The 12,395-nt window shown below is 59.6% G+C and carries 13 protein-coding genes and 1 pseudogene; 9 read left to right on the top strand and 5 right to left on the bottom strand.

Annotation, left to right across the window (positions count from 1 at the left end):
• Positions 1 to 181 precede the first annotated feature (181 nt).
• The 3 genes from BM074_RS08585 (at position 182) to BM074_RS08575 (ending at position 3,952) form a co-directional block, all read left to right on the top strand.
• Complete coding sequence (locus tag BM074_RS08585; protein ID WP_175498933.1) at positions 182 to 1,033, top strand: DMT family transporter; 852 nt, start codon at positions 182 to 184, stop codon at positions 1,031 to 1,033.
• Positions 1,034 to 1,129: 96 nt separating this feature from the next.
• Positions 1,130 to 1,933 (top strand): SDR family NAD(P)-dependent oxidoreductase, encoded by an 804-nt coding sequence (locus BM074_RS08580; protein WP_091921083.1) that lies wholly within the window; start codon positions 1,130 to 1,132, stop codon positions 1,931 to 1,933.
• Positions 1,934 to 2,143: 210 nt separating this feature from the next.
• Positions 2,144 to 3,952, top strand: coding sequence for a chloride channel protein (locus BM074_RS08575; protein ID WP_091921081.1), 1,809 nt, complete (start codon positions 2,144 to 2,146; stop codon positions 3,950 to 3,952).
• Here the strand turns inward: BM074_RS08575 and BM074_RS08570 are convergent.
• Both BM074_RS08570 and BM074_RS08565 read right to left on the bottom strand, forming a co-directional pair.
• The gene (locus BM074_RS08570) at positions 3,949 to 4,797 is read right to left on the bottom strand and encodes an aldo/keto reductase (RefSeq protein WP_175498931.1); all 849 of its coding nucleotides are present in this window, start codon (positions 4,795 to 4,797) and stop codon (positions 3,949 to 3,951) included. The genes BM074_RS08575 and BM074_RS08570 overlap by 4 nt on opposite strands.
• A 47-nt stretch (positions 4,798 to 4,844) precedes the next feature.
• Positions 4,845 to 5,078, bottom strand: a complete 234-nt coding sequence (locus tag BM074_RS08565; protein WP_139217638.1) for a hypothetical protein — start codon at positions 5,076 to 5,078, stop codon at positions 4,845 to 4,847.
• A 254-nt stretch (positions 5,079 to 5,332) separates the two neighbouring features.
• Between BM074_RS08565 and BM074_RS08560 the strand changes: the two genes are divergently transcribed.
• A complete protein-coding gene (locus tag BM074_RS08560; protein ID WP_091921077.1) occupies positions 5,333 to 5,908 on the top strand; it encodes a MarR family winged helix-turn-helix transcriptional regulator in 576 nt (191 codons plus the stop codon).
• An 11-nt stretch (positions 5,909 to 5,919) separates the two neighbouring features.
• Here BM074_RS08560 and BM074_RS08555 read toward each other — a convergent pair whose 3' ends face one another.
• Positions 5,920 to 6,840: a sensor domain-containing diguanylate cyclase gene (locus BM074_RS08555; protein WP_091921076.1), complete on the bottom strand. Its 921-nt coding sequence runs from the start codon at positions 6,838 to 6,840 to the stop codon at positions 5,920 to 5,922.
• Positions 6,841 to 6,912: 72 nt separating this feature from the next.
• Entirely contained in the window at positions 6,913 to 7,596 is a 684-nt protein-coding gene (locus BM074_RS08550) for a UdgX family uracil-DNA binding protein (RefSeq protein ID WP_091921074.1), read from the bottom strand.
• Between the two features lie 40 nt (positions 7,597 to 7,636).
• Between BM074_RS08550 and BM074_RS08545 the strand changes: the two genes are divergently transcribed.
• Entirely contained in the window at positions 7,637 to 7,921 is a 285-nt protein-coding gene (locus BM074_RS08545) for a DUF3175 domain-containing protein (protein WP_091921073.1), read from the top strand.
• Between the two features lie 12 nt (positions 7,922 to 7,933).
• A complete protein-coding gene (locus tag BM074_RS08540; protein WP_091921072.1) occupies positions 7,934 to 8,257 on the top strand; it encodes an antibiotic biosynthesis monooxygenase family protein in 324 nt (107 codons plus the stop codon).
• Here the strand turns inward: BM074_RS08540 and BM074_RS08535 are convergent.
• On the bottom strand, positions 8,251 to 9,231 hold the full coding sequence (locus BM074_RS08535) for an SDR family oxidoreductase (protein WP_091921070.1): 981 nt from the start codon (positions 9,229 to 9,231) through the stop codon (positions 8,251 to 8,253). The genes BM074_RS08540 and BM074_RS08535 overlap by 7 nt on opposite strands.
• Positions 9,232 to 9,420: 189 nt before the next feature.
• Here BM074_RS08535 and BM074_RS08530 point away from each other — a divergent pair, with 189 nt between their 5' ends.
• From BM074_RS08530 to ftsZ, 3 genes and pseudogenes are all read left to right on the top strand, one after another.
• Positions 9,421 to 10,701 carry a PQQ-dependent sugar dehydrogenase gene (locus tag BM074_RS08530; RefSeq protein WP_244532776.1) on the top strand — a complete coding sequence of 427 codons (1,281 nt, stop codon included), beginning with the start codon at positions 9,421 to 9,423 and terminating at the stop codon, positions 10,699 to 10,701.
• Positions 10,702 to 10,786: 85 nt separating this feature from the next.
• On the top strand, positions 10,787 to 11,200 hold the full coding sequence (locus BM074_RS08525; RefSeq protein ID WP_091921066.1) for a DoxX family protein: 414 nt from the start codon (positions 10,787 to 10,789) through the stop codon (positions 11,198 to 11,200).
• 166 nt (positions 11,201 to 11,366) lie between these two features.
• A pseudogene (ftsZ, locus tag BM074_RS08520) lies at positions 11,367 to 12,350 on the top strand (cell division protein FtsZ); the annotation flags it as partial.
• Between the last annotated feature and the right edge of the window lie 45 nt (positions 12,351 to 12,395).

Here is a 12,395-nt window from a genome sequence, read left to right as displayed (position 1 = left end):
TATGCGGGAGGAGTGCGCTCCAATCAAGACCAGCCCGACGCTCGTCCGGGCCGCTCTGTCAGGAGACCGTGGACGGGCTTCCAATATATCTTGTCATTTTGTGCGAACGCGCCACTAGTACGCGCAAGGGCAAAAGACAACCGGGGCGTGTGTGAACAGGGTAGCGGAATATCGACTGGGATTGATCCTGGTTACTGCATCCGCAGTGGCCTGGAGCCTTGCCGGGTTGTTCACGCGCGCGATCCCGCTCGACAGCTGGACGATCCTTGCCTGGCGGGGTATTTTCGGCTCGATCGGCATTGCCGTTGCCATGATGCTTTTTGAAGGTGGGATCGCCTGGAAGAGCTTCCGCCATATGGGTCGTCCCGGCTGGCTTTTCGTAGCGGTCTCGTCGCTGGGCATGGTGTTTTTCATAACCGCGCTCAAGGAGACGACCGTGGCGCATGTCGCGGTCATCTATGCGACAATCCCTTTCGTCGCCGCCGTCGTTGCCTGGCTGGCCATGGGCGAGCGCTCGACCCTGCGCGCGATCGTCGCGAGCATCGCCGCGATGGGTGGCGTCATCATCATGGTCGGGCTCGGGACGGAGGGCAGCCTGTTCGGCGATCTGCTGGCATTCGGCATGACCCTCTGCATGGGCGTGCTGATGGTCATCGTGCGCCGGTCTCCTGAAATCTCGGTCATGCCCGCCGCCTGCGTGTCGGCCCTCCTGAGCTCGCTCATCTGCTGGCCGCTTGGCAATCCCCTGTCGGTCTCCGCACACGACCTCCTCCTCATCGCCATGTTCGGCATCCTCGTTTCCGCCGTCGGCCTTGCCTGCTTCACGCTAGGCGCAAAATGGCTTCAACCCATAGAAACCGCCCTCATCGGCTCGCTCGATGCGCCTCTCGCACCTTTCTGGATGTGGCTCGTATTCAACGAGGTTCCAAGCAGAAGCACGGTTATTGGCGGCTCGATCGTTTTTGCCGCCGTGGTCGCCAATGTTCTGGCCGGAACAAAGAAAGGGCCGAGACCTGCTAATTCTGTCACCTAACAGCGGTGTCCTAAAACGTGGCTTATATGACATTTAGGCCGTGGCCGTTCAGTTGTATTCTTCCTCCAGTCACCCAGACATGGAAGGAACCAGGACATGACCATTCAATCAGACAAGGGCACGGCGCTGATCACTGGCGCATCATCGGGCATCGGCGCGGTATATGCGGACAGGCTTGCACGCCGCGGCTATGACCTCATTCTCGTGGCGCGCAATCGCGACAGGATGACAAGCCTTGCTTCGCGCCTGACAACCGAAACGGGGCGGAGCGTCGAAGTGGTTGCCGCCGATCTTGGCGACGACAGCGGAATTGCGAAGGTCGGAGCAATTCTTGCCAACGATGCGAGCATAACCATGCTCGTCAACAATGCGGGCGTCGGCGCAACGGCACCACTGCTCGAATCCGATCCGGCTGAAATGGACGCGATGATCAAGCTCAATGTGGTTGCATTGACACGGCTGACGGAGGCCGCAGCGCCAAAATTCGTCGCACGCGGCAGCGGCACGATTATCAATATCGCCTCGATCGTCGCCATTGCGCCGGAAGCGCTCAACGGCGTTTACGGCGCGACCAAGGCTTTCGTGCTCGCCTTCAGCCAGTCCCTGCATCACGAACTCAATGACAAGGGCATCCGTATCCAGGCCGTGTTGCCCGGCGCCACGAGCACGGAGTTCTGGGCGAACGCCGGCCGGCCGGTTGAAAACCTGCCGAGTGCCATTGTCATGACCGCGGCCGACATGGTCGATGCGTCCTTGGCCGGCCTCGACCAGGGCGAACTCGTCACAATTCCAGCCTTGCCCGACATTGCCGACTGGAATGCCTTCGAGGGTGCCCGGCAAGCATTGCGACCCAATCTCTCGCATCGGGAACCGGCGGCGCGCCTCTTCGCCCGAGCTTAAGGCAACTAAACCCAAATAGCGATATCCGTTGAGCCGGCTGCTACAAGGCGGCCGGCTCTCATTGCATGAATCGCATCACCAAAGGTTGAGCGCTACCAATTCCCGGCGTTTTGTGCCAACTCATTGACACAATGGATGTATAACCGCTTCGCAACGCGCACATCGCACCCTCTCCCGCCTTCGGGAGGTTCACGCCAACACGGTCCGCTCATGGGTTTACGTCCACTTTATCGCAAGCTGGCACTGCGCCGATTGGGCGTGTTCTCGATTTTCCTTGCGCCAAGCCGGCTGCGGGCTTTCGCCCGCAGCACCGAACTTGGCCTCGTCCTTGCAGCCGCTGTCGTCGGGGTTGTTTCGGGTTGGACGGTCACGGCCATGAGCATGATCGCCCAGGGCATGCACCAGATGATTTTTGGTCTCGAGGCCGGCGAGCGCCTTTCGACGATCGTAACGACCAATACGACCACTTTGTTCATCGCGCCGATTTTCGGCGGCGCTCTCATGGGCCTCGTGCTGCTCGTTCTCACGCGCTACTGCAAACGGCCCATGGTCGACCCCATCGAGGCGAATGCGCTGCATGGCGGCAGGCTGTCGCTCAATGACAGCCTGATCGTTGCCGCACAGAATTTGATCTCGAACGGCTTCGGTGCATCGGTGGGGCTCGAAGCCGGCTACACACAGCTTGCCTCAGGACTTGCGTCGAAGATCGGTCTTTCGCTGAAACTTCGCCGGTCGGATCTGCGCATTCTTGTCGGCTGCGGCGCGGCGGGAGCGATTGCGGCAGCATTCAATGCGCCGCTCACCGGCTCGTTCTACGCCTTCGAATTGATCATCGGCTCCTATACCATCCTCAGCCTTGCGCCCGTGATTGTGTCGGCGCTGATCGCCAATGTCGTTGCCAAAGCCCTGTCGGGTGACCATTTTGTCATCGACATCGGCCAGTTCGGCGCGGTCGTACCGGCAGACTACTTGCCAGCCATGTTGCTCGGCATCTTTTGCGCACTCGCCGGCATTCTCCTGATGAAGGGCGTCTCTTTCGTCGAGGAAATGGCACGCAAGAGCTTCATTCCACCAGCGCTCCGGCCCCTCCTCGGCGGCGCCATCGTCGGCCTCCTCGCCCTCGTCACACCGCAGGTGCTGTCGGGCGGACATGGCGCCCTGCACCTCAATCTCGACACGACCACGACGATTGCCGCATTGGTCGGCCTGCTGTTGCTCAAATCGCTGGCTTCCGCGATCTCCATCGGATCGGGTTTCAGAGGCGGGCTTTTCTTCGGCTCGCTGTTCATGGGAGCCTTGCTCGGCAAGCTCTTTGCTTATTCGGCGCCCTATATTTTTGCGCACGCGACGCTGACGCCGGTGATCTACGCGGTCGTCGGAATGAGTGCGCTTGCCGTCTCGGTTATTGGCGGTCCCCTGACGATGACGTTCCTCGCCCTCGAGATCACCGGCGACTTTCCAATAACGGTCCTCGTTCTCGCCGCGGTGACCGCAGCGTCGCTGACGGTACGCCATACGTTCGGCTACTCCTTCGCGACCTGGCGTTTCCACCTGCGCGGTGAGAGCATTCGCAGCGCCCATGACGTCGGCTGGATTCGCAACCTCACGGTCAACAAGCTCATGCGATCCGATGTTCGCACGGCGCCAATCGAGCAGACCATCCGCGCATTCTGCCGTGACTTTCCATTGGGTTCGACGCAGCGGGTGATCATCGTCGATGACACCGGCAAATATGCCGGCATGGTCCTCGTGCCCGAGGCGCATGCGGGCCTGACCGAGAACGCCGACGAGGACCTGCCGATTGCCGGTCTCATCAAATACCGCAACGAATATTTGCAGCCGCAGATGAACGCCAAGCAGGCGGCAGCGATTTTCGACAAGACGGAGAGCGAAGCGCTTGCTGTCGTCAACGATCTCGTCGAGCGGCGCGTCATCGGTCTCCTGACTGAAAGTCACTTGCTGCGTCGATACAGCGAAGAACTCGACCGGCAACGCCGCGACGTATCGGGAGAGATTTAGAGCATGGCAAGCCGCTGTTTGCGCTGCGGCGGCGGGAATACGCTGTCCAGAACTGCGAGGTGCTCTGCCGAGAGCTTGAGGTCCAGAGCTTTGCGGTTATCGCGGATGTGTTGCGGCGTGCTGGACTTCGGAATGGCGATAACGCCTTCCTGATTGATGACAAATGCAAGCGCCACGACCGCCGGCGTCGTCTCATACGCCTTGGCAATCTTGGCAAGCGCAGGATGCCCCAACATACGGCCCTGCTCGATGGGGGAGTAGGCCATGACCGGGATCGTTCGGTTTTGGCAGAATGGCAGAAGGTCGAATTCGATGCCGCGCCGCGTCAGATTGTAAAGCACCTGATCGGCGGCAACGGCGCTTCCGCCGGAAACATCGAAGAGTTCTTCCATGTCGTCCGTGTCGAAATTGCTGACGCCCCACGCGCGAATCTTGCCCGTCTCAATCAGTTCCTCGAAGGCTGCGACTGTGTCGTGCAGCTTGTATCCGCCGCGCCAGTGCAGGAGATAAAGATCGATCGTCTCGCATTTCAGCCGCTTCAGGCTACGCTCGCAAGCGGCAATCGTTCCCTTGCGCGAAGCGTTGGACGGCAGCACCTTGCTGACGATGAATACCTCGTCGCGCCGTCCGGCGATCGCCTCGCCAACGATTTCCTCCGCGCCGCCATCGCCATACATTTCCGCAGTGTCGATCAGCGTCATGCCAAGATCGATACCGAGGCGAAGCGCCTCCACCTCTCTTTGCGCCTGGCGCCTGTCCTCGCCCATGAACCAGGTGCCCTGGCCGAGAACAGGTACCTTCTCGCCAGAAGGCAGCGACGTCGTCCTGATATCCGAATGCTTCATTGTTCAGTCCTGCAAGACCCGATGAACGCCCAGTCCAGCATCGATCGTCAACCGGTGCAAGGGCCTGTCGGACCGGCACGCATGTCGCGCAGCCGCTCCGCAGCCGACGCCGCGAGGTCGGTGAAGATGAGATCGAGGTCCTCAGCCACCTGATAATAGGATTCGGGCAGGTCTTCGCCTTCCATCTCCGACCGGATTTCCTCCATGCTGTGCGCATGGCTTTCAAGGAACTTGTAGAGTTCCGACATCTGTTCGAGCGAAAGTGATTCGTGCGCGAGCATCCTGGGAATTTTCTTTCCCAACACGGTGGCCAATTCGTTCTTCTCCCGCAGAACGTTCAACCAATTTGCCAACTATTTTTATTCCTCCCACGAGGAGCGTCGCAGAGGACCGTTTCCACATCAACTAATCCTTTAGTACTATTTATGCCTTCTAGTCCTCGCTCTTTTCTGTTAACCTACGCCCTGTAATTTCCCCCTTCGCACATGCGAATTACCGTTTCCACCGCGTGGTACACTGGTTTCAGGAGCACCTAATGATCTCGCATTTGCTGCACAATCTCGTCGAAGCCGACCCGGCCAAGGAAGGCGAGGACAGCGTTGACGCGGTAGACGCACCACGACGCAAACGCACGCCTTCGTCCTCTTCCGCATTCACCCACTTCGAATTGGGCCGTACGCTGGAGCGGGCCAATCGCCGCTTCGCCACATTCCTGCAGGCCGAGATGTCCCGCCTCGGCGTGCGCGAAATCGGTCCTGCCCATGCGATGCTGCTCCTGACGATTGGGAATGACGAACTTTCCGTAGGCCAGCTCATGGATCGCGGGCCCTATGGCGGCACCAACCTTTCCTATTACCTGAAGCAGCTCGGCGAGTGTGGCTATGTCGAGCGCATTCCGTTGCCGCGCGATCGCCGCACGATCCGAGTGCGCCTGACACAAAAGGCGCAGGATCTGTGCGCCGACCTGACGGAAATCACCGAAAAATATCACCAGCTGGTGGCTGGCGACCCTGAGAACATGCGGCGGATGGAGATAGCGTTCGAAACGCTCGACAGGTTGGAGCGGGCTTGGGCGACGGCTGCCATTTTCGGATCTCCTGACGAGTGGTAGAACTGCCACCCTCAGATGGCGACGATACGGTCCCGCCCGTCAAGCTTGGCCTGATATAGCCCCTTGTCGGCCCGCGCGAATGCATCCTGGGCAGTGTCGCCCGGCTTCAATGCCGTCATACCTGCCGAGCACGTATAGGAAACCTCCGGATATGACGGAAGCGGCCTCGAGGTGCGAATCTTGCTGAACACGCGTTCCAGGATCGCCAGGCCATTTTCAATATTGGTGTCCGGCAGAATGAACATGAACTCTTCGCCGCCAATCCGGCCGAAACAATCAAGTCGCCTGACGAACGAGTGCCCATGCCGGGCAAAATCGAGCAGGACCACATCGCCGGACTGATGGCCGTAGCGGTCGTTGATCGATTTGAAATAATCGATATCGAGCACCGCGATACAGCCAATATCGATACCAGGCGCCGGTGTCTTGCCCGCAAGCGCCTCAAGCCTTGTCATTATGAAGCGCCGGTTGGCGATCCCGGTGAGTTCGTCGGTTTGCGAGGCGCGCAACGCCAGATCACGATCCTGGCGAAGCCAGCGGTCGTCGGCGCGCAGTGGGGTAATGTCGCTGGCAATGCACAGCATCCAGCCGTTCGATTGCACTGTCTCGGTCATCCACAGCCATCGACCGTCGGCGAGATCTGTTTCAAACGAGCGGAAGGCGGTCTTGCCGCGGCGTGACTGGGTCGAGCGCAACCATTCTTCGAAGTCGGCCGTCTTCAAGACGGTCCCGACGCCGGCCAGGAAGTTGCGCCGCATGATATCGCCCCAGCTCAACTGCTCGTCAGGGGTAAGGTGATAGGCGGCGCGAAAACTCTTGTTTGCGTAGCGCAGCACATCGTCTTCGTCATAAACGGCGACCAAGGCGAGGCTTTCCGTCTGCAGCGACAGAAGATTGTCGAGAATTGCGTCTGCTCGCTTCGAAGAATCCATGCTCACCTGAATCAATCACGGCACGGGAATACAACTAACCCGAATCCCGCCCGACCGGAACAGATAGTTGCATCAGGTAGCAAGCGCCTTGATTGCCGAGAGGTCCTTGATGAACGCCTTTTTCTCGGCCGCAGCATCGGCCCGATCGCGAATTCGCAGGATATAGGACGGATGGATGGTTACAAGCACCGGCGGAAACATCGTCGTTTCAACGACCTTGCCGCGATCGCGCATGACACGCACCGAACTGCCGAGTAGCGCCGAGGCCGCGGTGCCGCCGAGCGCGACCACTATTTTCGGATGGATCAGCCGCAATTCATTTCTGAGCCACCAGGAGCAGGCCTCGATCTCGCCGCCGTTAGGCTTGGCATGCAGGCGACGCTTGCCGCGTTGCTCGAATTTGAAGTGTTTGACGGCATTGGTGACGTAGCATTGATCCTGGTCGACTGCCGCTTCCTCAAGGCACTCATCGAGAACCAGACCTGCTGGCCCGACGAAAGGCCGGCCCGCAAGATCCTCCTTGTCGCCGGGCTGTTCGCCAACAAGCACGATCTTGGCACGCGAGGGACCTTCCCCGAAGACAGTCTGGGTTGCATACTTGTAGAGATCGCAGCGGCGGCAGTGGTCGGCTTCCGCCTTTAGCTCGGATAGCGAGTGCGCGTCCGGCGTCTCACCGTCGGTGATGTACCTGTCCATGGCGCCGTAACGCGTGAAAGAATTGCGTGGTTCCACGGCATTGGGAACCAATCCTGCCATCTCCGGTTGAATCTCCAGCGCAACAGGCAGGAGTACTGCAATGGCCAGGACAGCCAAGAAGAAATGGTCGCAAGACGTCACAGAGCATAGCGATGCGCTGGATCTTGAAGCGAATGTTTTCGAACAGAAGGACCCGCGCAAGATTGCGCATTCGCTAAAGCAATCGGCGGAACATTCGGACCGCAGGAAATCGAGCCCCTACCGTTCTGCCATGTCGATGCTGACCTTTTACATCAACCGCGCCGGCAAGAATCTCCCCGAGGCGCAAAAGCACATTCTGGAGCAAGCCAAGGGCGAGCTTCGCAGGGAATTCGGGCGAGACTGAGAGGGTTCAATCATGGAAAAGGCGAAGATTGCTCGTATCTGGCGTGGCCGCACGCTGCCGCACATTGCCGATGAGTACGAGGCCTATAACTTCGAGGAAGGGATCAGACCGCTTATCGAACAGGCTCTTTGGGTGCAGACACTGCGCGAGGATCGCGAGCAGGAAACCGAATTCATGACGATTTCCTATTGGGAAAGCATTGAAGCGATGTCACGGTTCACTGGCAGCGATCCCAATAGCATTCACCATCTTCCACGCGACAAGGATTATCTGATCGAGCTTCCCGATGGGGTTCAGATTCTCGAAATCCGCACCAGCAATGGCCGATCTCAGTAGCCGCCTATGATCGGCAGGATCTCGCCGGTGATATAGCTTGAACAGTGAGGCGAGGCGAGAAAGACATAGGCGGGGGCAATTTCCTCGGGTTGGGCCGGCCGCATCATCGGCGTGTCGCTTCCGAATTTCGAAACGTCGGCCGCTTCCTTGTCGGCAGGATTGAGCGGCGTCCACACCGGGCCCGGCGCCACCGCGTTTACCCTGATGCCCTTGGACAGCAAATTCCCCGAAAGGGCCCGAGTAAAGGCGTGAATACCGCCCTTGGTCATCGAGTAATCGAGGAGGTTCTTGCTGCCTCTGATCCCGGTCACCGAGCCGGTATTCACGATCGCCGAACCCGGCTTCATCTTTCGGGCCGCAGCTTGTGCCAGGAAGAAATAGCCGTAGAGGTTGGTGCGGATCGTCTCGTCGAAGTGCTCCTCCGTGAGTTCGTCGAACGCGTCGGTGTGGAGTTGAAACGCTGCATTGTTGATCAGAACGTCGAGCGCACCGAATGCTTTCACGGTTTGCTCGACCGCATCCTTGCAGAATTTCCGGTCTCGCACGTCGCCGGCCATCACCAGGCATTTCCCGCCTTCCTTCTCGACCAGCGCCTTGGTCTTTTCGGCGTCGGTGGGCTCATCGACATGAATGATGGCGACATCTGCGCCCTCGCGCGCAAACAACACAGCAACGGCCCGCCCGATTCCTGAATCGCCCCCGCTAATCAGGGCTGCCTTTCCTTCGAGCTTGCGTGAACCGAGATAATAGGGCGCGTCGTACATCGGCTCCGGTTTGAGCATGGACTCCGTTCCTGGTTTTGACAGATGCTGTTTTGGAAACGGCGGGACCGGGTAGGCGCGCGCTCCCGTCTGAGGTATCTTTTTTTCTTGCCCCGAGCCGGATTTTTTGGCCTTCGTATCGGCCCTTTTCTGGATCGTCCGCTGCCGTTCCGCCGTTTGCTTGCACTTATTGGATCGAGCAGTCTGGGCCATTGCTTTTACCTCCGCGCCTTCGGGTGAAGTTGTGAGTAAATGCCACGAATTGGTGATCGGTTCCCTCACCGAACCGAAACGCTTGTTCCGCGTTACTGTGCTAGGTTCGCTCGCGCGGCAGCGCTCTTGTGGCAGGGAAAGAACATGAAGCAATCACGGCAGCTACTCTCTGGAATTTTTATGGCGGCGATGGTCGCGAGCGCTGGAGCGCTTGCCCAGACGAGCGCCAATTACGCCGTGGGCTATGGGCCTGATCCCGTATTACCGGAACCCGATACTGCACTCGTTCCGACGATCAATGTTGCAAAGACCGATCCCTGGCCGCAAGGGACTGCACCCCAGGCCGCTTCGGGGTTGAAGGTCGGCGCTTTTGCCAGCGGCCTCGACCATCCACGCTGGCTTCACGTTCTTCCGAATGGCGATGTGCTCGTTGCCGAGACCAACGCGCCTCCGGCCCATGATGAAGGGTTCAGCATCAAGAAGTGGATCATGGGCTTTTTCATGAAGCGGGCCGGAGCGGGCGTTGAAACACCGAACCGGATCATCCTCTTGCGCGATACCAACCACGACGGTGTGGCCGATATCAGGGAGACTTTCCTCGAAGGCTTGAATTCGCCCTTCGGCATGACGCTTTCAGGCGGCAAGCTCTACGTTGCCAACACCGATGCAATCGTCGCTTTTCCTTACAAGGACGGTGAAACCACGATCAAGGCCGAACCGGAAAAGATCGTCGATCTGCCAGGCGGGCCGATCAACCATCATTGGACCAAGGATGTTATTGCGAGCCCCGACGGCAAGAAGCTCTATGCCACCGTCGGCTCGAACAGCAATGTCGGCGAGAACGGCATCCCGGCAGAGCAAAATCGGGCGGCGGTGTTCGAAATCGATCTCGCCAGCAGGCAGAGCCGGCTCTTTGCGTCCGGACTGCGCAATCCCAACGGCCTTTCCTGGAATCCCGATGACGGCAGACTGTGGGTCGTCGTCAATGAACGCGACGAGCTCGGCAATGATCTCGTGCCGGACTACATGACCTCGGTCAAGGATGGCGCGTTCTATGGCTGGCCCTACAGTTATTTCGGCCAGCATGTCGATACCCGCGTTAAGCCGCAAAATCCTGATCTTGTGAGCAAGGCGATCAAGCCGGATTATGCGCTTGGCGCCCATACGGCATCGCTGGGCCTGACTTTCTACACCGCGTCGTTGCTCGGACCCGAGTACAGGAACGGTGCCTTCATTGGACAGCACGGCTCGTGGAACCGCAAGCCGCGCAGCGGCTACAAGGTGATCTTCGTGCCGTTCAAGGACGGAAAGCCTCAGGGACCGCCGAAGGACGTGCTGACCGGCTTCATCAATGCAGAGGACAAGGCGATGGGCAGGCCCGTGGGCGTTGCGGGCGACAAGGCTGGAGCACTGCTTGTCGCAGATGATGTCGGCAATACGATCTGGCGAATTACTCCAGCCGCGAAATAGCCGCACAAAATTTTTGCTGCGATGTCGGAGGCTTGCGTCGGCGAACGTCCTTGGCGGGAACACCAACCTGCGAGGCGATAACTACATGCAAACGATTGTTGAAGCCGCTCCCCTATCGAACACGGCCGTTTGGGCCGGCCGCGTCATGAGCGGTCTGATCATCCTCTTCATGCTCTTCGACAGTGGCATCAAGCTCATTCCGCTGGATGTCGTCATCCAGACCTGCGCCGAACTCGGGCTTCCGACAGGTGTTGGCTTTGCCCGGGGCCTCGGCATCCTCGGCCTGGTTTGCACGATCCTCTACGCTGTTCCGCAAACCTCCGTTCTTGGCGCGATCCTGCTCACCGGTTACATGGGGGGCGCAATTGCGACGCAGGTTCGGGTCGGTAACCCGCTGTTCAGCCACCTGCTCTTCGGGGTCTATCTCGGCCTCATTCTTTGGGGCGGGCTTTACCTGCGTGATCCGCGCCTGCGCCCAATCCTGCCGTTTTCGCGCTGAAGCGCTCCGCGCGACCCCGATAAGACGTGCATCGGGGTTGCGCCGAATCGCCGTGTCTGATTCTTTGCACATGTTCCGGAGCATGATTTTTTGATTCGCCGCCCTGCCGGAATTCAAAGCCGCAATTGAATGTGCGGCGGGCAGATCAGCACACGAAGGAACCAGGATGTCCATCAACCTCAGAAAGCCGGAAATTTCCGAGATGAAACCCAACATCACCGTGTTCGGTGTCGGTGGAGGTGGTGGTAACGCGGTCAACAACATGATCCGCGAGAAGCTCGAGGGAACGGACTTCATCGTCGCCAATACCGACGCGCAAGCCCTGACAATGTCCAAGGCCGAGCGCCTGATCCAGCTCGGTGCGCATGTCACGCAAGGACTGGGCGCCGGCTCCGCCCCGGAGATCGGCCGCGCCGCCGCCGAGGAATGCATCGACGAAATCATGGACTACCTTTCCGGCACCCATATGTGCTTCGTGACCGCCGGCATGGGCGGCGGTACGGGAACCGGTGCGGCGCCGGTTATCGCCAGGGCAGCCCGTGCTGCCGGCATCCTGACGGTTGCAGTGGTCACCAAGCCCTTCACCTTCGAGGGCACACGGCGCATGCGGATGGCCGAAGAGGGGATGAAGGAGCTTCGCGCCAGCGCCGACACGGTCATCGTCATCCCCAACCAGAACCTTTTCCGCGTGGCGAACGCCTCGACCACATTTGCTGACGCTTTCGCCATGGCCGACCGCGTGCTTTATTCGGGCGTCGCCTGCATCACTGACCTGATGGTGCGCGAAGGCCTCATCAATCTTGATTTCGCCGATGTGCGTTCCGTGATGCGCGATATGGGCCGCGCCATGATGGGCACGGGCGAAGCAACGGGCGAGGAACGGGCAAAGACCGCCGCGGAAGCTGCCATCGCCAATCCGCTGCTCGATGTCGCCTCGATGAAGGGGGCGAAAGGCGTCCTCGTCTCGATCTCGGGCGGACGCGACATGACCCTCTTCGAAGTCGATGTCGCAGCCTCGCGCATCCGCGAGGAAGTCGATGACGAAGCCAACATCATTCTCGGCGCAACGTTTGACGACGCGCTCGAAGGCGTATTCCGCGTGTCGGTCGTCGCGACCGGCATCGACCAGGACGATGCAGCGGCGGTCGAAACCGCAGCGGCGGCGATGCATGAGGCAAGTCCCTCGGTCATGCCG

The sequence above is a fragment of the Phyllobacterium sp. CL33Tsu genome (assembly GCF_900113985.1).
GTDB classification, from domain to species: domain Bacteria; phylum Pseudomonadota; class Alphaproteobacteria; order Rhizobiales; family Rhizobiaceae; genus Phyllobacterium; species Phyllobacterium pellucidum.
This window is presented reverse-complemented; position numbering and strand designations above follow the sequence as displayed.